This is a genomic window from Citrobacter sedlakii (assembly GCF_018128425.1).
Taxonomy (GTDB): domain Bacteria; phylum Pseudomonadota; class Gammaproteobacteria; order Enterobacterales; family Enterobacteriaceae; genus Citrobacter_A; species Citrobacter_A sedlakii.
On record NZ_CP071070.1, the window covers coordinates 560,375 to 582,916 of the forward strand.

Annotated in this window: 22 protein-coding genes; 9 read left to right on the plus strand and 13 right to left on the minus strand. The window is 55.3% G+C overall.

The annotated features are described in order from the left end of the window. The first annotated feature begins 8 nt into the window (after positions 1-8). The 5 genes from JY391_RS02725 (at position 9) to JY391_RS02745 (ending at position 3,115) form a co-directional block, all read left to right on the plus strand. Positions 9-752 carry a fimbria/pilus periplasmic chaperone gene (locus tag JY391_RS02725; RefSeq protein ID WP_060571053.1) on the plus strand — a complete coding sequence of 248 codons (744 nt, stop codon included), beginning with the start codon at positions 9-11 and terminating at the stop codon, positions 750-752. Positions 753-856: 104 nt separating this feature from the next. Continuing rightward, entirely contained in the window at positions 857-1,273 is a 417-nt protein-coding gene (locus tag JY391_RS02730; protein ID WP_060571098.1) for a fimbrial protein, read from the plus strand. After that, positions 1,270-1,737: a fimbrial protein gene (locus JY391_RS02735; RefSeq protein ID WP_211935191.1), complete on the plus strand. Its 468-nt coding sequence runs from the start codon at positions 1,270-1,272 to the stop codon at positions 1,735-1,737. The genes JY391_RS02730 and JY391_RS02735 overlap by 4 nt, the downstream gene beginning before the upstream one ends. Beyond that, positions 1,734-2,258: a fimbrial protein gene (locus JY391_RS02740; protein ID WP_211935192.1), complete on the plus strand. Its 525-nt coding sequence runs from the start codon at positions 1,734-1,736 to the stop codon at positions 2,256-2,258. Before JY391_RS02735 ends, JY391_RS02740 begins: the two co-directional genes overlap by 4 nt. Before the next feature lie 2 nt (positions 2,259-2,260). Continuing rightward, positions 2,261-3,115 (plus strand): StfH/YfcO family fimbrial adhesin, encoded by an 855-nt coding sequence (locus JY391_RS02745; protein ID WP_211935193.1) that lies wholly within the window; start codon positions 2,261-2,263, stop codon positions 3,113-3,115. 72 nt (positions 3,116-3,187) lie between these two features. Here the strand turns inward: JY391_RS02745 and gltD are convergent, their stop codons facing one another. Next, entirely contained in the window at positions 3,188-4,606 is a 1,419-nt protein-coding gene (gene gltD, locus JY391_RS02750) for a glutamate synthase subunit GltD (protein WP_060571057.1), read from the minus strand. A 12-nt stretch (positions 4,607-4,618) separates the two neighbouring features. Continuing rightward, positions 4,619-9,079, minus strand: a complete 4,461-nt coding sequence (gene gltB / locus JY391_RS02755) for a glutamate synthase large subunit (protein ID WP_211935194.1) — start codon at positions 9,077-9,079, stop codon at positions 4,619-4,621. Positions 9,080-9,765: 686 nt separating this feature from the next. Here gltB and mnmL point away from each other — a divergent pair. From mnmL to mtgA, 4 genes are all read left to right on the plus strand, one after another. Continuing rightward, positions 9,766-10,695 (plus strand): tRNA modification radical SAM protein MnmL/YtqA, encoded by a 930-nt coding sequence (mnmL, locus tag JY391_RS02760; RefSeq protein WP_199957656.1) that lies wholly within the window; start codon positions 9,766-9,768, stop codon positions 10,693-10,695. A 93-nt stretch (positions 10,696-10,788) separates the two neighbouring features. Then, positions 10,789-13,128 (plus strand): aerobic respiration two-component sensor histidine kinase ArcB, encoded by a 2,340-nt coding sequence (gene arcB, locus JY391_RS02765; protein ID WP_042291921.1) that lies wholly within the window; start codon positions 10,789-10,791, stop codon positions 13,126-13,128. A 229-nt stretch (positions 13,129-13,357) separates the two neighbouring features. After that, positions 13,358-14,011 (plus strand): isoprenoid biosynthesis glyoxalase ElbB, encoded by a 654-nt coding sequence (gene elbB, locus JY391_RS02770; RefSeq protein ID WP_042291918.1) that lies wholly within the window; start codon positions 13,358-13,360, stop codon positions 14,009-14,011. Beyond that, positions 14,008-14,727, plus strand: coding sequence for a monofunctional biosynthetic peptidoglycan transglycosylase (gene mtgA, locus JY391_RS02775; RefSeq protein ID WP_211935195.1), 720 nt, complete (start codon positions 14,008-14,010; stop codon positions 14,725-14,727). Before elbB ends, mtgA begins: the two co-directional genes overlap by 4 nt. Positions 14,728-14,732: 5 nt before the next feature. On the opposite strand, the gene yrbL is transcribed toward mtgA, so the two are convergent. The 11 genes from yrbL to kdsD form a co-directional block, all read right to left on the minus strand. Then, on the minus strand, positions 14,733-15,365 hold the full coding sequence (yrbL, locus tag JY391_RS02780; protein ID WP_042291913.1) for a PhoP regulatory network protein YrbL: 633 nt from the start codon (positions 15,363-15,365) through the stop codon (positions 14,733-14,735). A 201-nt stretch (positions 15,366-15,566) separates the two neighbouring features. Next, on the minus strand, positions 15,567-15,839 hold the full coding sequence (npr, locus tag JY391_RS02785; protein ID WP_042291909.1) for a PTS phosphocarrier protein NPr: 273 nt from the start codon (positions 15,837-15,839) through the stop codon (positions 15,567-15,569). Then, on the minus strand, positions 15,836-16,690 hold the full coding sequence (rapZ, locus tag JY391_RS02790; protein WP_042291907.1) for an RNase adapter RapZ: 855 nt from the start codon (positions 16,688-16,690) through the stop codon (positions 15,836-15,838). The genes npr and rapZ overlap by 4 nt, the downstream gene beginning before the upstream one ends. 45 nt (positions 16,691-16,735) lie before the next feature. After that, on the minus strand, positions 16,736-17,227 hold the full coding sequence (gene ptsN, locus JY391_RS02795) for a PTS IIA-like nitrogen regulatory protein PtsN (RefSeq protein WP_042291903.1): 492 nt from the start codon (positions 17,225-17,227) through the stop codon (positions 16,736-16,738). A gap of 117 nt (positions 17,228-17,344) precedes the next feature. Next, the gene (gene hpf, locus JY391_RS02800; RefSeq protein ID WP_003025078.1) at positions 17,345-17,632 is read right to left on the minus strand and encodes a ribosome hibernation promoting factor; all 288 of its coding nucleotides are present in this window, start codon (positions 17,630-17,632) and stop codon (positions 17,345-17,347) included. 22 nt (positions 17,633-17,654) lie between these two features. Next, a complete protein-coding gene (gene rpoN / locus JY391_RS02805) occupies positions 17,655-19,088 on the minus strand; it encodes an RNA polymerase factor sigma-54 (protein WP_211935196.1) in 1,434 nt (477 codons plus the stop codon). Between the two features lie 47 nt (positions 19,089-19,135). Continuing rightward, positions 19,136-19,861 carry an LPS export ABC transporter ATP-binding protein gene (lptB, locus tag JY391_RS02810; RefSeq protein WP_003025073.1) on the minus strand — a complete coding sequence of 242 codons (726 nt, stop codon included), beginning with the start codon at positions 19,859-19,861 and terminating at the stop codon, positions 19,136-19,138. A 6-nt stretch (positions 19,862-19,867) separates the two neighbouring features. Continuing rightward, positions 19,868-20,422, minus strand: a complete 555-nt coding sequence (lptA, locus tag JY391_RS02815; protein WP_060571060.1) for a lipopolysaccharide ABC transporter substrate-binding protein LptA — start codon at positions 20,420-20,422, stop codon at positions 19,868-19,870. Further along, positions 20,391-20,966 carry an LPS export ABC transporter periplasmic protein LptC gene (gene lptC, locus JY391_RS02820; RefSeq protein ID WP_042291892.1) on the minus strand — a complete coding sequence of 192 codons (576 nt, stop codon included), beginning with the start codon at positions 20,964-20,966 and terminating at the stop codon, positions 20,391-20,393. The genes lptA and lptC overlap by 32 nt, the downstream gene beginning before the upstream one ends. Next, on the minus strand, positions 20,963-21,529 hold the full coding sequence (kdsC, locus tag JY391_RS02825; RefSeq protein ID WP_211935197.1) for a 3-deoxy-manno-octulosonate-8-phosphatase KdsC: 567 nt from the start codon (positions 21,527-21,529) through the stop codon (positions 20,963-20,965). Before kdsC ends, lptC begins: the two co-directional genes overlap by 4 nt. A gap of 19 nt (positions 21,530-21,548) precedes the next feature. Then, positions 21,549-22,535 (minus strand): arabinose-5-phosphate isomerase KdsD, encoded by a 987-nt coding sequence (kdsD, locus tag JY391_RS02830; RefSeq protein ID WP_042291887.1) that lies wholly within the window; start codon positions 22,533-22,535, stop codon positions 21,549-21,551. Positions 22,536-22,542: the final 7 nt, after the last annotated feature.

The window sequence follows — 22,542 nt, forward strand, 5'->3', positions numbered from 1 at the left end:
TTTATTTTATGAAAGGACATCTTCTGACCGTGTTGGTGAGCTGCGCAATGGGCACAATCGGCGCGGCGCAGGCGGCCGTATCCCCGGACCGCACGCGACTGGTATTCAAAGGGGATGATAAATCCATCAGCGTGGATTTAAAAAATGCCAGCGAGAAAATGCCTTACCTTGCTCAGTCGTGGATCGAAGACGAAAAGGGCGTGCGGATCAGCTCGCCGCTGACCGTCGTACCGCCGGTGCAGCGCATTGAAGCGAAAAGTATCGGCCAGGCCAGGATTCAGGGAATGCCGGGTTTAGCTGCGCTGCCCCAGGACAGGGAAAGCTTATTTTTCTACAACGTACGTGAGATCCCGCCCAAAAGCGATGCGCCCAACACGCTGCAAATTGCGCTGCAAACGCGGATCAAGCTGTTCTATCGCCCCGTGTCGCTAGCGAAAGTCGATCCCATGAATCCCTGGCAGTATGACGTGGTGCTGGAGAAAAAAGGGGGTCAGTATCAGGTGAATAACACCACGGGTTATTACGTCATAGTGAGCGATGCCAGTCGCGACGTGGACGGCGAGACGGCGAAAGGGTTTACGCCAATGGTGATTGCGCCGCAGACCAGCCAGATGATGGTCGCCGGTATCGCCGAATTGGGTAACACGCCGGTACTTACTTACGTGAATGATTATGGCGCTCGCTTGCCGCTGATTTTTAACTGCTCAGCAGAGAAATGCACAGTCAATAAAGAGAAGAGCAGAAAATCGTGAGTGTCTTCAGCAGGAAGAACGTGGCGCGTATAGGGGCGGCGGCGTTAACGTTATTCATTTGCGCAGGAATAGCCCCGGTTAATGCGAAAAGTAAAACGGTCAATATGAAATTGATCGTGCTGGTGAACGCGGCTCCGCCCTGCACCGTCACGGGCGGGTCGGTTACGTTTGGCGACGTGCTGACGACCGAAGTGGGGAAGGCGGAGTATATCCAGCCGGTTAAGTACTCATTGAACTGTAACGGAAGGGTATCCGATTACCTGAAATTGCAGATCCAGGGCGCACCCGTGACGATAAACGGTGAGTCGGTATTAAAGACCAGCGCCAGCGGGCTGGGTATTCGTATCCAGACGGCCAGCGACGGAACGCTGGTCCCCCTTGATAACAGCAACTGGCTGAATTTTACCTACGCTTCCACGTCCGGCATACCGCTGGAGGCCGCGTTGGTTAAGGCGAGCGGTAGCGAACTTCAGGCACAGGAATTCAGCGCGGCCGCAACGTTAGTGGTGGATTATCAATGAAAAAAATACTCCTGGGCTTCCTGCTAAGCAGCTTTACGCTGTCGGCGGCGGAAAACCTGCAATTCAGCGGGACGCTGATCGCGCCACCCACATGCACAGTTAACAATGAAGAGACAATAGAGATCGGCTTCGGTGATGTCGCCATTGAGAAGATCGATGGCGTCAACTATACGACGCTGATTGGACTTAATGTTTATTGCAACTATCCCGGCAGGAACCACCAAATGACGTTAACCATCGGTGGGGCGATCAGCGATTTTAATCCTGCGGCAATTGAAACAGATGTTGATGGTCTGGGTGTCGAAATCAAACAGAATGGTCAACCCTTCACCATTAATGATGTGCTGTCGGTTGAGGAACTGACTTTCCCGTTGCTGGAAGCGGTGCCGGTGAAAAAGAGCGGGGCAAGCTTAAAGGACGGTTCCTTTGAGGCATGGGCAACGATAAAGGTGGAGTATCAATGAGCGTCGTGAAAGATGCGCTCTGCTTGCTGGCGCTGTGGGGAATATTGGGACAGACGGTGAACGCAGAGACGAAAATTCATTTTACCGGTCGGTTGCTGTCATCGCCCTGCTCGTTGGTGGTCAACGGCAATACGCTTACAGAAGTCCTTTTTCCCTCATTGAGCGCGCCAGAGCTGGCTACCCGCGGGAGATCGAAGCCTGTCGCGTTCAGCTTACAGCTTAAAGACTGCAATACAGTGACAAGCAAGTCTGTTTCCGTGCGTTTTTCCGGTATGGAAGTCAGCGGCATGAGCGGCTTTCTGGCGCTGGAAGGGGGCGCCGACGCCAGCGGCATTGGCATCGGCATTGAGACTGAAGACGGCGCACAGGTGAAGATCAACGGCGCTTCAGGAAATGAATTTATGCTGAGCGATGGGCTGAATACATTGAATTTTAATGCCTGGATTCAGGCGGTGGAAGGCCAGGAGATAACGCCTGGAACCTTCAGTGCGACAACTCTCGTTGCTTTTGAGTACTTATAACGATGAAACAATTTATCTGCATCAGCGTATTTTTTCTTTGCTTACCTTTATTTTCCCCTTCCGCGACTGCGGCTGGGGATCAGTTGGCGAACTCAAAATTTAATAGTGAAACGATCTACTACGGGCGTAATCGGACAATTGATAGTGGACCGACGACGTTAAATGTTACTGTTGCCACGCCTCAGGGGGTTACCTATGGGGCTTATAAAATTCCCTATGTGTCACATAAAGGCGCAGTCATTCCAGCAACATCCTGGTCGGGTACGGGAAAGGCGCCCGTCCTGACGATAGTCGATTTTGCATCGGCATCGAACTCAAGCTGTCCCGGCATAGATACCTCTAAATGGCAATGTGGTCAACTCGTCATCAGCGTTGAGGTTGAATCGGATAACTATGGCTGTCCATGGATAGCGACAATATCGGCGACATCGACAATGCGTTTGAGTGGCAACTTTTATACGGGACCAGTGACCCGCGACTCGGTATGCCCGACAGTACCGGTGGACACATTTGATATTTCCTGGGATCCCAACATCGTAAAGCATGAGACCGTTCTCGCTGTTGATGCTACAGGCGGGACGGTGACCTCCTCGCTGCAAACCTATTTAATGGAGAGCGGTTCGCTATGCGATAAAAGCAAGTATGATTCGCGCGGCGCGTACTGCCGTTTTGTGGGGACAGGAGTGACGTTGAGTGTACTGGGATGCGATGACAATCATGTCCAAAGCAGAGCCTCGCCCTTTGCGCTAACAGATAAAGCCTTGCACGATATTACTGTTTCGGTGAACACCAAAAATATAGGCACGGGAATGGTAAAAGCAACCTGTAATTTCCAGTATATTCTTGAACAGCTATAAGACGTTTTCCGCTGTACAGGCTTGCAGATAGCCCCCATCCCTGACTTATCTTCCGGATGGGGGCGGTGGTGATTAAACTTCCAGGTAGTTCATGATCCCGTCAGCCGCTTTACGGCCTTCGGCAATGGCGGTGACCACCAGATCTGAACCGCGTACGATGTCGCCACCGGCGAAGATTTTCGGATTGCTGGTCTGGAACGCGTTATCGCTGCTTTCCGGAGCGATAATACGGCCCTGTGAGTCCAGCTCGACGCTGTGCGCTTTCAACCATTCCATGCTGTGCGGACGGAAACCAAACGCCATCACGACGGCGTCAGCCGGGACCACGTGTTCTGAACCGGCGACGATCTCCGCGCGACGACGGCCTTTCGCATCCGGCGCGCCCATTTCGGTGCGCGCCATTTTCACGCCGCACACCTTGCCGTTGGCGTTGACTTCAATACCCAGCGGCTGCACGTTGAACTGAAACTCGACGCCTTCTTCACGCGCGTTTTTCACTTCGCGTTTTGAACCCGGCATGTTTTCTTCGTCGCGGCGATAGGCGCAGGTGACGTGCGTCGCGCCCTGACGAACAGAGGTACGCACACAGTCCATCGCCGTATCGCCACCGCCCAGCACGACCACGCGCTTGCCTTCCATACTGATGAACGGCGCGTCGGTGGTTTCGCCAAAGCCCATGATCTGCCTGGTGTTGGCGATCAGGAACGGCAGCGCGTCAAACACGCCATCGGCGTCTTCGTTTTCCAGCCCGCCGCGCATGGACTGATAAGTGCCGACGCCGAGGAACACCGCATCGTAATCCTTCAGCAGGTCGTCGAGCTGTATGTCACGACCCACTTCCACGTTGAGTTTGAACTCAATGCCCATGCCGGTGAAGATTTCGCGGCGACGGGTCATCACCTCTTTTTCCAGCTTAAACGCCGGGATGCCGAAGGTCAGCAGGCCGCCGATCTCCGGATGACGATCAAAGACCACCGCCTTTACGCCGTTGCGGGTCAGCACGTCGGCGCAGGCCAGCCCGGCAGGACCGGCGCCGATAATCGCCACGCGTTTGTCGGTCTGACGTACCCCGGTCATATCCGGACGCCAGCCCATCTCGAACGCTTTATCGTTGATATAGCGCTCGATATTGCCGATAGTCACCGCGCCAAACTCGTCGTTCAGCGTACAGGATCCTTCGCACAGGCGATCCTGAGGGCAGACGCGACCGCACACTTCCGGCAGGGTGTTGGTCTGGTGAGACAGCTCGGCGGCCTCGAAAATACGCCCTTCGTTGGCCAGTTTCAGCCAGTTCGGGATGTAGTTATGTACCGGACACTTCCACTCGCAGTACGGGTTGCCGCAGGACAGGCAGCGGTCTGCCTGTGCTTTGGCCTGACCTTCAGAAAACGGCTCGTAGATTTCGACGAACTCGATTTTGCGAATTTTCAGCGGCTTCTTCGGCGGATCAACGCGCTGCAGGTCGATAAATTGATATACGTTTTGACTCATGACCAGACCCTCTTACTGCGCCTGCACGCGCAGCTCGGCTGCGCTACGACTACGGTGACCCAACAGGGCTTTCACATCACTGGATTTCGGCTTCACCAGCGCGAACTTCGTGGCAAAAGCTGACCAGTTCGCCAGAATTTCTTCGCCACGCTGCGATCCGGTATGCTGCACATGTTCGGTAATCAATCCACGCAAATGCTCCTCGTGAATCGCCAAATCGTCAACGCTCAGCACTTCCACTAATTCCGGATTCACGCGTTTGCGGAACTCACCGTCTTCATCCAGCACGTAAGCAAAACCGCCCGTCATGCCTGCGCCGAAGTTCACGCCGGTTTTGCCGAGAATGCAGACAATACCGCCGGTCATGTATTCGCAGCCGTTGTCGCCAATGCCTTCCACGACGGTGATTGCCCCGGAGTTACGCACCGCAAAACGTTCACCTGCGCGGCCTGCGGCGTACAGGCGACCGCCGGTCGCGCCGTACAGGCAGGTGTTACCAATAATGCTCGCCTCATGACTGCGGAAAGCTGAACCGACCGGTGGACGTACCGCCAGCAGCCCCCCCGCCATGCCTTTACCGACATAGTCGTTAGCATCGCCGGTCAGGTATAACTCAACGCCGCCGGCGTTCCAGACGCCGAAGCTCTGGCCCGCGGTGCCGTTAAAGTGCGCTTTGATCGGATCAGACGCCAGCCCCTGATCGCCATGCGTCTGGGCGATATAGCCCGACAGCGACGCGCCAACGGAACGGTCGGTATTGCGAATGTCAAACCAGAAGGTTTTGCTCTGACGTTCGTCAACGTACGGTTTCGCCTGTTGTAACAATTGCGCGTTCAGCACGCCGTTATCGAACGGCGGGTTGTTTTCCGTGCAGTACAGCGCTTTGCCTGGATGAGGCTCGGCGGTTTCCAGCAGACGGGACAGGGCCAGTTTCTGCTGTTTGGCGGTAAAGCCTTCCAGCTCTTTCAGCAGGTCGGTACGGCCAATCAGATCCACCAGGCGGGTGACGCCCAACTGCGCCATCAGCTCGCGGGTTTCACGGGCGATAAACTCAAAGTAGTTGGTCACTTTGAACGGCAGTCCGTGATAGTGGTTCTTACGCAGTTTGTCATCCTGCGTTGCGACGCCCGTCGCGCAGTTATTCAGGTGACAAATACGCAGGTATTTACAGCCCAACGCCACCATCGGGCCGGTACCGAAGCCGAAGCTTTCCGCGCCCAGAATCGCGGCTTTGATAATATCAACGCCGGTTTTCAGGCCACCGTCCACCTGCAAGCGGATCTTATGACGCAGACCGTTTGCCACCAGCGCCTGCTGGGTTTCCACCAGACCCAGCTCCCACGGACAGCCCGCGTATTTCACCGAGGAGAGCGGGCTGGCGCCAGTACCACCGTCGTAGCCAGCGATGGTGATCAGATCGGCATAGGCTTTCGCCACGCCGGTCGCAATGGTGCCGACGCCCGGCTCGGAAACCAGCTTCACGGAGATCATCGCTTTCGGGTTAACCTGCTTCAGGTCGAAAATCAGCTGCGCTAAATCCTCGATAGAGTAAATATCGTGGTGCGGCGGCGGGGAGATCAGCGTCACGCCCGGTACCGAGTAGCGCAGTTTGGCGATGTATGGGGTGACTTTATCACCCGGCAACTGGCCGCCTTCGCCCGGCTTCGCGCCCTGCGCGACCTTGATCTGGATAACATCGGCATTGACCAGATACGCTGGCGTTACGCCAAAGCGACCGGATGCCACCTGCTTGATACGCGACACTTTATTGGTGCCGTAGCGCGCCGGGTCTTCACCGCCTTCGCCGGAGTTGGAGTTCCCGCCGAGGCTGTTCATGGCTTCCGCCAGCGCTTCGTGGGCTTCGGGACTCAGCGCGCCGATGGACATTGCCGCCGTGTCGAAACGCTTGAACAGTTCGCTGGCCGGTTCAACGTCGTCAATACTCACGGCGTCGTCACCCGGAGTGATAGCCAGCAGATCGCGCAGCGTCGTGGCGGGACGTTCGTTGACCAGCTTCGCGTATTCCTGATAGTCGCTGTACTCGCCGCTTTGTACCGCCTGTTGCAGGGTACGCACCACGTCCGGGTTATAGGCGTGGTATTCGCCGCCGTGCACATACTTCAGCAGGCCGCCCTGGGCGATTGGTTTGCGCGCCAGCCAGGCGCGTTTGGAGAGATTCAGCAGATCCTGCTGGAAGTCGGCGAAGCCCGCCCCGCCGATGCGACTCACCACGCCCTGGAAGCACAGGTTCACCACGTCGTCATGCAGGCCGACCGCTTCAAACAGCTTCGAGCAGCGGTAAGAGGCGATGGTTGATATGCCCATTTTGGACATGATCTTGTACAGCCCTTTGTTGATGCCGTTACGGTAGTTCAGCATCACGGTGCGGTAGTCTTTGGCAATCGCCTGGGTGTCGATCAGACGGCCCAGCGTTTCGTATGCCAGATAGGGATAGATGGCGGTCGCGCCGAAGCCGAGCAGCACCGCAAAATGATGCGGGTCACGGGCGCTGGCGGTTTCAACGATGATGTTCGCGTCGCAGCGCAGGCTTTGTTCCACCAGACGCGTCTGTACCGCGCCCACGGCCATCGGCGCGGGCACCGGCAGGCGGTTCTTGCCAATGTTGCGGTCGGAAAGCACCAGCAGGACGGTACCATTACGCACCATCTGTTCGGCGGTGTCGCAGAGCGTTTTCACGGTCTCTTCCAGCGTGGTCTGCGTGGCGTCGAAGGTGATATCAAGCCAGTCGGCGCGATAATGTTCCTCTTTCATCGTCGTCAACTGTTTAAAGTCAGAGTACAACAGGATCGGCGATTTAAAGCTCAGACGATGCGCCTGGCCTTCCGCTTCGCAGAAGACGTTCATTTCGCGACCAATGCTGGTGGCCAGCGACATGACGTGAGCTTCGCGCAGCGGATCGATTGGCGGGTTGGTTACCTGCGCAAACTGTTGGCGGAAGTAGTCGTAAATAATGCGCGGCTGGCTGGAGAGCACGGCAAACGGGGTGTCATCACCCATAGAGCCGACCGCTTCCTGGCCGTTTTCGCCCAGCACACGGATGACGGAGTCCACCTCTTCCGCGCTGTAGTTAAATTGTTTCTGGTAGCTGGCGAGCGCGTCGTCGTCCAGTTCGCGGCTTCCCACCTGATCGTCAGCCAGCTCTTCAAACGGTACCAGGCGGCGAACGTTTTTCTCCATCCACTCTTTATACGGGTGGCGGCTTTTCAGATCGTCGTCGGTTTCGGCGGAATGCAGAATACGGCCGCCGCGGGTGTCGATTACCATCAGTTCGCCAGGCCCAACGCGGCCTTTTTCCACCACTTCGTCAGGCTGGTAATCCCAGATGCCGACTTCCGAGGCGCAGGTGATCAGTTTGTCTTTGGTGATGACGTAGCGCGCCGGACGCAGACCATTACGATCGAGGTTACAGGCAGCGAAGCGACCGTCGGACATGACGATCCCCGCCGGGCCGTCCCAGGGCTCCATGTGCATGGAGTTAAAGTCGAAGAAGGCGCGCAGCTCGGGGTCCATATCGGGGTTGTTCTGCCAGGCTGGCGGCACCAGCAGGCGCATCGCGCGAACGATATCCATCCCGCCGGCCAGCAGCAGCTCCAGCATGTTATCCATGGAGCTGGAGTCGGAGCCGGTTTCGTTAACAAACGGCGCGGCGTCGTGCAGGTCCGGGATCAGCGGCGTCTGGAATTTATAGGTACGGGCGCGCGCCCACTGACGGTTACCGGTGATGGTGTTGATCTCGCCGTTATGCGCCAGATAGCGGAACGGCTGCGCCAGCGGCCAGCGCGGTACGGTGTTGGTGGAGAAGCGCTGATGGAACAGGCAGATGGCCGACTCCAGACGCAAATCCGCCAGGTCCAGGTAGAAGCGCGGCAGATCCGCCGGCATACACAGACCTTTATAGATGTTGACCAGGTTCGACAGGCTACAGACGTAGAAGTCTTTGTCGTCCTGCAAACGCTTTTCAATGCGGCGGCGGGCGATGAACAGGCGGCGTTCCATATCGCGCGGACGCCAGCCTGCAGGGGCGTTGACAAAAATTTGCTCAATGCGCGGCAGAGAGGAGAGGGCAATTTCACCGAGAACGCCTTCGTTGGTTGGCACATCACGCCAGCCGACAATTGACAGGGTTTCCTGCTGCAGCTCTTCTTCAACAATACGGCGAGAGGCGGCGGCCAGATCCGGATCTTTATTTAAAAAGATCATCCCGACGGCGTAGTTTTTGGCTAAGCGCCAGCCGCGCTCTTCGGCAACGATACGAAAAAAGCGGTCCGGTTTTTGTAATAGCAAGCCGCAACCGTCGCCGGTTTTACCATCGGCGAGGATCGCGCCACGGTGCTGCATTCGGGCCAGTGCGTGGATTGCGGTACGCACTACCTTGTGGCTAGGTTCGCCTTCTATGTGGGCGATCAGGCCAAAACCACAGTTATCCTTCTCAAGGGATTTATCGTACAACATATCAGTGAACCTCCCCAGGCTCTGCGGGATCCCCTTCCGACACCGTTTGCGCGCGGGCACACCAAGAGCATGGCGACGGGGTTTGCGCATCTTACGCTTACCTCGCATTCGCCCTCTTTATCCTTTTCGCGTAGGTCAAACAAGTTTGAGGACTTGCTGTCAGAGGGAATCTCAATTACTGCATAAATATGATGAGCGCAGCGCTCATCCAGAAAGCTTCCAGCGGATTTCCAACTTATCGGGAATCTACACACAGGTCAAATGGCAAGCTTATTTATGCCAAAATGTGCTACGCAGCATGTATCTGAATGAAATTACTGGAATTACTGACATTTTTACATTGCTTTAACGTGGGAGAGACGGGATGCGGAGTGTGATCTGTCTCACTGTCATATCCCTCTGTGAACCCTTATCTCAGCTTGATTCCCCGTGAGATGCAGTGTTTTGTGCTGGTTGTCACTGTGAAGGCAATTCATCATACTGTTTTTGCGCAATCGGCGTCAGAAGATAAAAAAAATGGAAGGAGATAAGGAAAAATAATTGAACAGCTTATGAATGAAATAGCGTTTATTTTGACTGGATATGCAATTGATAAAAGCCCGCCGTGGCGATTGATCCAGGTCATCGCCGAACGGGGCTAAAAATGGCAGGCTTTGGCCTCTTTTTAAGAGGCGGTCTATCAGATTATGCAGTTACAGAAATTAGTCAATATGTTTGGTGGGGATCTTTCGCGTCGTTATGGACAAAAGGTTCATAAACTGACGCTGCACGGCGGGTTTAGCTGCCCTAACCGTGACGGCACCATCGGTCGTGGCGGCTGCACTTTCTGTAACGTCGCCTCTTTTGCCGATGAAGCCCAGCAGCATCGATCGATCGCCGAACAGCTTGCCCATCAGGCGCATCGGGTCAATCGCGCCAAACGCTATCTGGCTTATTTCCAGGCTTATACCAGCACCTTCGCCGAAGTGCAGGTGTTGCGCGCGATGTATCAGCAGGCGATAAGCCAGGCCAACATGGTCGGCCTGTGCGTCGGCACGCGTCCCGACTGCGTGCCGGATGCGGTGCTCGATCTGCTCTGTGAGTATAAAGACCAGGGCTACGAAGTGTGGCTGGAGCTTGGGTTACAGACCGCGCATGATAAAACCCTGCATCGTATTAATCGGGGTCACGATTTCGCCTGCTACCAGCGCACCACCCGGCTGGCGCGCGAGCGCGGACTGAAGGTGTGCGCGCATCTTATCGTCGGCTTGCCGGGCGAAGGCCAGCGTGAATGCCTGCAAACGCTGGCGCGGGTGGTGGAGACGGGGGTGGATGGCATTAAGCTGCACCCGCTGCATATTGTCACGGGCAGCATTATGGCGAAGGCCTGGGAAGCGGGGCGGCTGACCGGCATTGCGCTGGACGATTATACCTTGACGGCAGGAGAGATGATCCGCCATACGCCGCCGGAAGTGATTTACCATCGTATCTCCGCCAGCGCCCGTCGTCCGACGCTGTTGGCGCCGCTGTGGTGTGAAAATCGCTGGACCGGAATGGTCGAGTTGGATCGCTATCTTAACGAACACGGCGTTCAGGGGTCGGCGCTTGGACGCCCCTGGATTTCGCCCGACGCCTGATCTATGACGGGCGCTCGCATTTCTTGCACATTCTTCAACGTCACGCCCAGAATTGAGTATTATTGTGCCAGGTTGTCGTAAAGGAAATTCCTGATGAAGCAAATTCGTATGCTGGCGCAGTACTATGTTGATCTAATGATGAAATTGGGTCTGGTGCGCTTTTCGCTGCTTTTGGCGTTAGCGCTCGTTGTGCTGGCAATTGTCGTGCAGATGGCGGTCACTATGGTGCTGCATGGCCGGGTCGAACAGATTGACGTCATCCGCTCCATCTTCTTTGGTTTATTAATCACTCCCTGGGCCGTCTATTTTCTGTCGGTGGTGGTCGAGCAACTGGAGGAGTCACGCCAGCGGCTTTCCCGGCTGGTGCAAAAGCTGGAGGAGATGCGCGAGCGCGACCTTAAGCTCAACGTTCAGTTAAAAGATAATATCGCGCAGTTGAATCAGGAGATCGCCGATCGCGAAAAGGCGGAAGCTGAACGTCAGTCGACCTTTGAACAGCTGAAAGTGGAGATCAAAGAGCGCGAGGAAGCGCAAATTCAGCTTGAGCAACAGTCTTCTTTTCTGCGGTCATTCCTTGATGCATCTCCGGACCTGGTTTTTTATCGCAACGAAGATAAAGAATTTTCCGGCTGTAACCGGGCGATGGAATTGCTGACCGGCAAAAGTGAAAAGCAATTGGTGCACTTAAAGCCTGCTGATGTTTATTCGCCGGAAGCGGCAGAAAAAGTCATTGAAACCGATGAAAAAGTGTTCCGCCATAACGTGTCGTTGACCTACGAACAGTGGCTGGACTACCCGGACGGACGGAAAGCCTGTTTTGAAATCCGCAAAGTGCCGTACTACGACCGCGTGGGTAAACGCCACGGTCTGATGGGCTTTGGCCGTGATATTACCGAGCGGAAGCGTTACCAGGATGCCCTTGAGCGCGCCAGCCGCGACAAAACCACCTTTATCTCCACTATTAGCCATGAGCTTCGTACGCCGCTGAACGGCATCGTCGGCCTGAGCCGCATTCTGCTCGACACCGACCTGACCGCCGAGCAGGAAAAATACCTGAAAACGATCCATGTTTCCGCCGTGACGCTTGGAAATATTTTCAATGATATCATTGACATGGATAAGATGGAGCGGCGAAAAGTCCAGCTTGATAATCAGCCCGTGGATTTCACCAGCTTTATGGCCGACCTGGAGAACCTCTCCGGTCTGCAGGCGCAGCAGAAAGGGCTGCGTTTTGTGCTGGAGCCGACGCTGCCGCTGCCGCATAAGGTGGTGACCGACGGTACGCGTCTGCGCCAGATTCTGTGGAATCTGATCAGCAACGCGGTGAAATTTACCCAGCAGGGTCAGGTGACGGTGCGGGTTCGCTATGACGAAGGCGATATCCTGCATTTTGAGGTGCAGGACTCCGGCATCGGTATTCCGCAGGATGAGCAGGATAAAATCTTCGCCATGTATTATCAGGTGAAAGACAGCCACGGCGGTAAACCGGCCACCGGCACCGGGATTGGTCTGGCGGTTTCCCGTCGTCTGGCGAAGAACATGGGCGGCGATATCACCGTGTCCAGCCAGCCGGGGAAAGGTTCCACCTTTACGCTGACCGTGCATGCGCCCGCCGTCGCGGAAGAAGTGGAAGACGCGTTTGAAGAGGACGATCTGCCGCTGCCGGCGCTGCATGTGCTGCTGGTGGAAGATATCGAACTCAACGTCATCGTGGCGCGTTCGGTGCTGGAAAAACTCGGTAACAGCGTAGACGTGGCAATGACGGGCAAAGCGGCGCTGGAGATGTTCACGCCGGGCGAGTATGACCTGGTGCTGCTTGACATCCAACTGCCGGACATGACCGGTCTTGATATCTCCCGTGAGCTGACCAAACGCTATTCGCGTGAAGATCTGCCGCCGCTGGTGGCGCTGACCGCGAACGTTCTGAAAGATAAACAAGAGTATCTGGATGCCGGAATGGATGACGTGTTGAGCAAGCCGCTGTCGGTTCCGGCATTAACCGCGATGATCAAGAAGTACTGGGACACGCAAAACGAGGAGGAGAGCACGGTGACACCTGAAGAAAGCAGTAAATCACAAGCGCTGTTAGATATTCCGATGCTGGAACAGTATATCGAGCTGGTGGGACCGAAGCTGATTACCGATGGCCTCGCCGTGTTTGAAAAGATGATGCCGGGCTATTTGAGCGTGCTGGAGTCCAATCTGACGGCGCGCGACAAAAAAGGCGTGGTGGAAGAAGGACATAAAATCAAAGGCGCCGCTGGCTCTGTCGGTCTGCGTCATTTGCAACAGTTGGGGCAGCAGATCCAGTCTCCGGATCTCCCGGCCTGGGAGGATAACGTCGGCGAATGGATAGAAGAGATGAAGCAGGAGTGGCAGCACGACGTGGCGGTGCTGAAAGCCTGGGTGGCGGCGAACGGCGGAAAAAAATGACCCCGGCTTGACCGGGGTGCGCGAATACTGCGCCAACACCAGGGAAATCGTGGCTGCGCCGTAAGTTATACTCATTATCTCAAAAGGCGCAGCGCTCATTTTCAGGCCGCACGCAGATAAGATAGCAAATCTTAAATGTTTTGTTACATGAATCAGTTAAATGTGTGAAGCGCGGCAGTGTAATCACAATTATTAATGCGCTTCATACGAAGGGAAAAGGACATTTTGCATGAAGAAAATTGGCGTAGTGCTCAGCGGATGCGGCGTCTATGACGGCGCGGAAATTCATGAAGCGGTGCTGACTTTGCTGGCGATTGCCCGTAGCGGCGCGCAGGCCGTTTGCTTTGCGCCGGATAAGCCCCAGGCCGATGTGGTTAACCATGTGACGGGAGAGTCGATGGCGGAAACCCGCAATGTGCTGATCGAGGCGGCCCGCATTACGCGTGGTGAGATACGCCCGCTTTCGCAAGCCGTTTCTGCTGAACTGGATGCGCTGATCGTTCCTGGCGGCTTTGGCGCGGCTAAAAATTTGAGCACCTTCGCCAGCCAGGGCCGTGAATGTCAGGTTGACGCAGATCTTGCGGCGCTGGCTGTCGCCATGCATCAGTCGGGGAAACCGCTCGGCTTTATGTGTATCGCCCCGGCGATGCTGCCGAAAATCTTCGGCTTCCCGCTGCGGTTGACCATTGGTACCGACATTGATACCGCAGAAGTACTGGAAGATATGGGCGCAGAGCATGTGCCATGCCCGGTTGATGATATTGTCGTCGATGAAGATCATAAAATTGTCACTACACCGGCGTATATGCTGGCGCAGAATATCGCCGAGGCAGCGTCTGGCATTGAAAAACTGGTGTCGCGCGTGCTGGTTCTGACGGAATGAAAAAAGGCATCACCGCGTTTCTGCGGCGTCTGGTTCTGCGCATTATTCTGGTGCTCGCGGTGTTCTGGGGCGGCGGCATTGCGCTGTTCAGCGTGGCGCGGGTGCCGTTTTCCGCGGTTATGGCGGAGCGCCAGATTAGCGCGTGGCTACAGGGGGATTTCGGCTATGTCGCCCATTCCGACTGGGTGAATATGAATGAAATCTCCCCCTGGATGGGGCTGGCGGTGATTGCCGCTGAAGATCAGCACTTCCCGGCGCACTGGGGGTTTGACGTCGCCGCGATTGAAAAAGCGCTGTCGCACAATGAGCGCAACGAGAACCGCATACGCGGCGCCTCTACGCTGTCACAGCAAACGGTCAAGAATCTCTTTTTATGGGACGGGCGAAGCTGGCTGCGTAAAGGTCTGGAGGCGGGTCTGACGCTGGGTGTCGAGACCGTCTGGAGTAAGAAGCGGATCCTGACGGTGTATCTGAATATCGCCGAATTCGGCGAGGGAATTTTTGGCGTGGAGGCCGCGGCACAGCGCTATTTCGGCAAGCCCGCCAGCCGGTTGACGCAGTCGGAAGCGGCGCTGCTCGCGGCTGTGTTGCCTAATCCGCTGCGCTATAATGCCGCCGCGCCGTCCGGGTATGTCCGTAGCCGTCAGGCATGGATACTGCGTCAGATGCGGCAGTTGGGTGGCGAGTCGTTTATGACCCGCAACGCGTTATATTAAACGTTTTAAGCCTCGCGGGAAGAGAGCGCCAGACCTGCGGACTCTTTTGGCGCCGCGCTTCTTTCCAGCGCCAATGCCAATGCCGGTTGGGCAATAAACCGCTGCCACAAACGTTCCTGCTTGCGCTGGCAAAACCATTTCGACCAGCTGGCCAGCGGGATCAGCGTTCCTTCACCAATATTATCGCACACGACGGGCACCACCTCGGATTCACTGATGCGATGGCAGAGGATATTCTGCGGCTTCAGCGTCATGGTCACGATATGGTTGTCACGCAGATAGCGCTTCAGCTTCTTCAGTAATTGACGCAAAACGGCAACGTCATCCTCGTAACGACACTGTTTAGCAAATTCAGTGAGCGTCACAGACGGTTTGCCATCGTAATCGGCAATCACATCGTATACATATCCTGTACCGCAGTCGGTCTCCACCGTGCCGTAATAGCGCGGGATCCCGCTCCAGTCCTGCAAATAGCGAGAGAGACGCGCGTAGTATTTCAGTTCGCGCTGTGTCTCTTTATCGCCGCCGTGGCCGCCGTTATAGACAATCTTGATACAGCGCCGGGCATCATCCGGATGCGCATAACATTTACGATGTCGTCCGGTGCCCAGGGGTGTCTGATCGGATAGACGAATCATGAGGGTATCCTGGAAATATTTACTGACAATAATCCAGTATGGACAACCAAAGTAAATGAAACCTAAACGAGCGGCCTTAAGGTTTTCTTAAGGTTATTCTTAGAGAAAAAAGCGCACAAAATGTACAAACGGAGAGCGTGAGAATAAAAAAACGCCGGGCGGCGTTTTCTGTGAAGATCTTAATTGCGGTCAACCGGAGACTTAGTCTTCGTCGAATCCTGAATTGAACAAGGCGATCACCGCCGCCAGCGCCTCGACTTCCTGCGGGCCTGAGGCTTCAATTTCAATCTGGCGGCCTTTCGCCGAGTCCAGCATCAGCAGCGCAATGACGCTGTTGGCTTCGGCTTCGGTGCCTTCATCGTTACGTAACAGAACTTCGGCGTCAAACCCCTGCATTAATTCGAAAAGCTTCATCGCAGGCCGGGCATGCATGCCCAGCTTGTTGGTGACTTCCACAGTTTGCTTCACGGTCATGTTTTGCGTTTTTCCAGCGTACGATGGCGCGACTGTACGTTTTTACCGCGCGAGCGGAAGTAGTCTGCCAGCTGTTCTGCAATATACACCGAACGGTGCTTCCCGCCGGTACAGCCGATGGCTACGGTCAGATAGCTACGGTTGTTGGTTTCCAGCATCGGTAACCATAGCTCAAGATAGCTGCGCGTCTGGTAAATAAAATTGTGTACTTCTGTGTGCCTGTCGAGAAAAGCGGCAACGGGTTTGTCGAGACCGGTCATGGGGCGTAGCTTCGGGTCCCAGTGCGGGTTTGGCAGAAAGCGCACGTCGAAAACATAGTCGGCATCAATCGGGATGCCGTGCTTAAAGCCAAAGGACTCAAACACCATCGTCAGCTCGCGCTCGCGTTTCCCCAGTAATCGGGTGCGTAGCATTTCCGCCAGCTCATGTACCGACATTTCTGAAGTATCGACAATCAGGTCGGCGCGGGAGCGTAGCGGCTCCAGCAGGTCGCTTTCCTGATCGATCGCGCTTTCCAGGGAGAGGTTTTTACTGGAAAGAGGATGCAGACGACGTGTATCGCTGTAACGGCGAATCAGAGTGTTGCGATCGGCGTCAAGGAACAGCAACTGCGGTGAGAACGCATCGGGCAGGTTGTTCATCGCCTGCTCGAAGATCTCCGGGGATTCAGGCATATTGCGCACGTCAATACTGACGGCTGCCGAGATCTGGCGTTCGGCAAGCGTGCGAGCCAGATCGGGCAACAGCACCACGGGAAGGTTATCCACGCAGTAAAAACCCATATCTTCCAGCGCCCGCAGGGCGACAGATTTACCTGACCCTGAACGACCGCTGACGATCATCAGTACCATGTACTGTTTCTCCTCACCACGTCAAAAGGGGAGTGTTTTACGCGCTTACTCATCATCCTGGCGACCTTCTGTGTCAGTGATGATTTGATACAGCTCTTCATCGCTTTGCGCAGCGCGAAGCCGGCGACAAATGGTTTTATCCGCCAGACGCTTGGCGACTAAAGACAGCGTGTGCAGATGCGTTTTGGTTTGATCCGCAGGCACCAGCAGGGCAAAGAGCAGATCCACCGGTTGATTATCGATCGCGTCGAAAGCAATCGGCGTTTCCAGTTGCACAAACACGCCTACGGCCCGCAGGGTATCTTCTTCCACTTTACCGTGTGGGATGGCGATGCCGTTGCCGATACCGGTACTGCCCATCTTTTCCCGCGTCAGGATCGCTTCAAAAACGATCTGTGGCGGCAAACTTAGCTGCTTTGCCGCCAGTTCACTGATAATCTCCAGCGCGCGTTTTTTGCTCTGGCAATGCACGCCGCTGCGTGTACATTCCTGGTTAAGTACACTGCTCAGTTGTAGAGTTGTATCGTTATTTATCATAATTTCACCTAAGAACCTGCCCCTTCAAGTGAGAAAACAGGTTCGGAGCGCTAACTGTACAAATGGCCCGTTGTTGTACACAACAGGCCGTCCTGCACCCGCTAACTGCCCGGACAATTAGTGTTGTTTCAGTTTATCTTTATGTTTGGTCAGCTGTCTTGCCAGCTTATCGATTAAGCCGTCAATAGCGGCATACATGTCCTGACCTTCCGCACTGGCGTGAATTTCGCCACCGTTGACGTGCAGGGTTGCATCCGAGATGTGGGTGACCTTCTCCACTTTCAACACAATGTAGACCTGATTGATTCTGTCGAAATACTGTTCGAGCTTCGCGAACTTGGTATTGACGAAGTCGCGCAGGGCTTCAGTGATCTCGACGTTGTTTCCAGTGATGTTGAGCTGCATAGTGTCTTCCTTATCGGTTGGGTCAAACCAGCTGTTTACGCTGATTCGACGGCGGAATGGATAAAGACTCTCGGTACTTCGCAACGGTGCGGCGCGCCACCATGATACCCAGTTCCGACAGCAAAGATGTTAACTTGCTGTCGCTCAGCGGTTTCGCGGGGTTTTCGGCCGCAATCAGCTTTTTCACCAGCGCGCGGATAGCCGTGGAGGACGCTTCGCCACCGCCTTCGGTGTTCACATGGCTGGAGAAAAAATACTTCAGTTCAAAAATGCCGCGCGGACTGTGCAGGTATTTCTGCGTGGTCACACGGGAAATGGTTGATTCGTGCATTTCGACGGCCTGGGCGATATCCGCCAGCACCATCGGTTTCATAAATTCTTCGCCCTGCTCAAAGAAGGCCTGCTGTTGCTCGACGATACAGCGGCTGACGCGCAGGAGCGTATCGTTACGGCTCTCCAGGCTTTTAATCAGCCATTTCGCGTCCTGCAAATTGCTGCGAATGTACTGACTGTCGGCATCGTTACGCCCGCCGCTACACATTGCCGCATAGTGCTGATTGATCTGCAGCCGGGGGATGCTGTCGCCGTTCAGTTCGACCGTCCAGCGACCATTGTGCTTACGCACCAGTACATCCGGAATGACGTATTCAGGTACACTGGTCTGGATCGACTGGCCGGGCCTGGGATCGAGCGACTGGATAAAATTGACCGCCTCTTTCAGCACGTCTTCTTTCAGGCGCGTCACGCGCATCAGGGTGCGGAAGTCATGATTCGCCAGCAGATCAAGGTGATCGCTGACGATCAGCCGGGCTTCGTCGAGAAACGGGGTGGCCTTATCAAACTGGGACAGTTGGATCAGCAGACAGTCGCGCAGATCTTTCGCCGCCACGCCAACCGGATCAAAGCGCTGGATGCGTTTCAGCACCGCTTCGACCTCATCAATGTCCACCTCCTCGTCGCCCATGCTGTCGAGAATGTCTTCCAGAGAGACGGTGAGATACCCGGTGTCATCCACGGCATCAACAATGGAAGTGGCTATCGCGCGGTCTGTATCGGAGAAGGGCGTCAGCTCCACCTGCCACATCAGGTAATCCTGAAGTGACTGGGTGGTCTCGCCCTGATAAACGGGAAGCTCATCGTCGATGTAATCTCCGCTGGTGCCGGATGGCGTACCGGCGGTATAGATCTCATCCCAACTGGCGTCGAGCGGCAGCTCTTCCGGCATCTCTTTTTGTTCGAGCGCGTCGGCGGCGTCCAGCGTTTCGCTGTCCTGCGTTTCGCGGGTTTCCACTTCATCATGAACGTCGGTTTGCTCAAGCAGCGGATTGCTTTCCAGCGCCTGTTGCAGCTCCTGCTGAAGTTCCAGCGTGGACAGCTGCAGCAGACGGATAGCCTGCTGAAGTTGCGGCGTCATCGCCAATTGTTGGCTGAGCCTGAGTTGCAAACCTTGCTTCATGTTCAGAGTCGTTTTCCCCCGCTATAACGTCGCGAACTTCTACCCTATCAGAGTCTGAAGTCTTCCCCAAGGTATACGCGCTTAACGTGTTCATCCTGGAGAATTTCCGTTGGCGTGCCGTGGGCGATCAGATGTCCCTGGCTGACGATATAGGCGCGTTCACATACTGCCAGCGTTTCACGGACGTTATGGTCGGTGATCAGAACGCCCAGGCCGCTGTCGCGCAGGTGCTCAATGATACGTTTGATGTCGATGACGGAGATCGGGTCAACGCCCGCAAACGGTTCATCAAGCAGGATAAATTTCGGGTTTGCGGCCAGCGCGCGGGCGATCTCGACACGGCGGCGTTCGCCCCCGGAAAGCGACTGTCCCATGCTGTCGCGCAGGTGCTCAATGTGAAATTCTTCCATCAGCTCGTTGGCGCGATCTTCGCGTTGCTCGCTGGTAAGATCGTCGCGAATTTGCAGTACCGCCATCAGGTTATCGAACACGCTCAGGCGGCGGAAGATCGATGCTTCCTGCGGCAGATAGCCAATACCGCGGCGCGCGCGGGCGTGCAGCGGCAGCAAACTGATGTCTTCATCATCAATGATGATGTTACCGGCGTCGCGCGGCACAATGCCGACCACCATATAGAACGTGGTGGTTTTACCCGCGCCGTTAGGCCCGAGCAGACCGACAATTTCGCCTGAGTTAACGGTCAGACTGACATCTTCCACGACGCGGCGGCCTTTGTAGGCCTTCGCCAGATTCTTTGCAGTTAATGTTGCCATAACGAATTAGTTACTCTTTTTCTGAGCCGGAGCCTGGTCTTTATTTTTGTCCTGTAGCTGGGACGGTACCAGAACGGTGGTCACGCGCTTGCCTTTCTCGCTGAACGCCTGCATTTTTTGCTCTTTCACCAGATAGGTAATCTTGTCGCCGGTGATGTTGCTGTCGAGCTGTTCCAGATAAGCATTGCCAGTAAGCACGACGAAGTCTTTCGCCAGCTCGTAGTGCATCTTCGAGGCGCGGCCTTTGACCGGCTTCCCGTTGTCCTGCATTTGATAGAAAGTGGCCGGGTTGCCGAAGCCGTCAATGACCTCTTTTCCTTCTTCGCCGCCCGGGCGGGTCACGACAACTTTATCGGCGTTGATTTTAATGGTGCCCTGGGTCACGACGACATTGCCGGTGAAGGTGACGACGTTACCTTGCATATCCAGAGACTGCTGGTCCGACTCGATATGGATCGGCTGCTCGGTATCGCCGGTGACGGCGAACGCTGGAATGCTGGCGGCCAGAAGGGCGCTGGCAAGCACAAGATTAAGGCTGAGTTTGTTTGTTTTGAATTTCATAGGAGGTTCTAACCTTTTCAATCAGCTCGGCGTTCTTGCTGCGTAAGTTGCCGCGCATTTTCAGTCCGCTGGAGTTAAATGTTGTTCCGTATAACGTGACAAGATCCTCAGACGTGACATCCTGCGTCACGAGGTTGATCTGCGCGTTATCGGTGGTAATTTTGCGAAGTTGAGCGTCAGGCACCAGCGCGTTGACTTCAACGTGACCATACAGATACAGCATCCGATCGTCGGTCAGCTTGGCTTTATCCGCCTTGATTGACCACGTAGGGACCTTGTCCTTATCAAAGGTGGTTAATACCGGTTGAGTAAACCACGAAATGGCTTCATCCGAGAAATACTCAACGTTCTGCGCAATTAAACGATAGCTCAGCGCGCCTTCCGGGCTGTACACGACGGTATCGGTATGCTCGCTCTTATAAGTGGGATCGCTCGTGTTCACCACCACCTGCGCGGTATCGTCTTTATCGGCCAGATTAATACCAATCAGCACCAGCACGGCCAACGACAGTAGAATGATAACCCAACGTCTGGCTTTACTCATATCGATTGCCCTTTGGCCTCATCAAGCTTACCCTGCGCCAGCAGGAGTAAATCGCACACTTCCCGTACCGCACCGCGTCCGCCAGCGATTTTCGTGACGTAATCCGCGCGCGGAATCAGTAACGGATGCGCATCCGCGACCGCGACGCTCAGGCCGATTTTTTCCATCACTGGCCAGTCGATCAGGTCATCGCCGACGTACGCCACGTTTTCCGGAGTAATCGCCAGCTTATCCAGCAGATCGTGAAACGCCAGCAGCTTGTCAGACTGGCCCTGATACAGATGGGTGATCCCCAGGGTGGCGCAGCGATCTTCTACCAGTTTAGCCTTTCGCCCGGTAATAATGGCAACGTCGATATCAGACGTCAGCGCACAGCGGATGCCGTAACCGTCGCGTACGTTAAAGGCTTTTAGCTCTTCACCATTGTTACCCATGTAAATCAGCCCATCCGACAGCACGCCGTCGACGTCAAGAATCAGCAGCCGAATGTTCTCTGCTTTGGCGATGACTTCAGCGCTAACGGGGCCATAACAGGTCGCAAGCGACGCACCTGCTTTACTCATTTCTTTTATCCTTGAATTGCTACACAACGCCTGCACGCAGGAGATCATGCATATGTAACACACCGAGTAACTGGTCGCCATCGGCAACCATTACTGAGGTGATATGGCGGGACTGCATTAAGTTCAGCGCATCGACCGCCAGAATCCCGGGACGCACGCGGATACCGCCCGGCGTCATCACGTCGGCGATACCTAACTGGCGCACGTCAACGCCCATATCAAAGACGCGACGTAAATCGCCGTCGGTGAAGATACCGTCGATCTTCATCGCATCGTCGCAAATCACGGTCATACCGAGATTTTTACGGGTGATTTCCAGCAACGCCTCGCGCAGGCTGGCGTCTTTGCGTACATGGGGGATTTCATCCCCGGTATGCATAATATCGTTAACGCGCAGTAAAAGTTTACGCCCCAGCGCGCCGCCCGGATGAGACAACGCGAAATCCTCGGCGGTAAACCCGCGCGCTTTTAACAATGCCACCGCCAGCGCATCGCCCATGACTAATGTGGCCGTGGTGCTGCTGGTCGGCGCCAGCCCCAACGGGCAGGCCTCTTTCGGTACTTTAACACACAGATGCACATCCGCGGCACGCGCCATGCTGCTTTCTGGCCGGCCAGTGATACAGATAAGCTGCACCTGGAGGCGTTTGAGTACGGGAATTAACGCGGCAATCTCGCTGGATTCGCCGGAGTTGGAGATGGCAATCACCACATCCTGCGAGGTTACCATGCCGAGATCGCCATGGGCGGCTTCACCTGGATGCACAAAAAAGGAGGACGTGCCGGTGCTGGCGAACGTCGCGGCCATTTTGCGTCCGATATGCCCCGATTTTCCCATGCCCATGACTACCACTTTGCCAGTGCAGTTGAACATTTTCTCACAGGCGAGGGTGAAGTCCTGATTGATGTACTGATCAAGCTCCGCCAGGCCTTCACGTTCAATCGCCAGGACCTCTTTACCGGCCTGCTGAAAGTCAAAACCCGGTTGTAACGCTAAGTGCGACATAATCTGT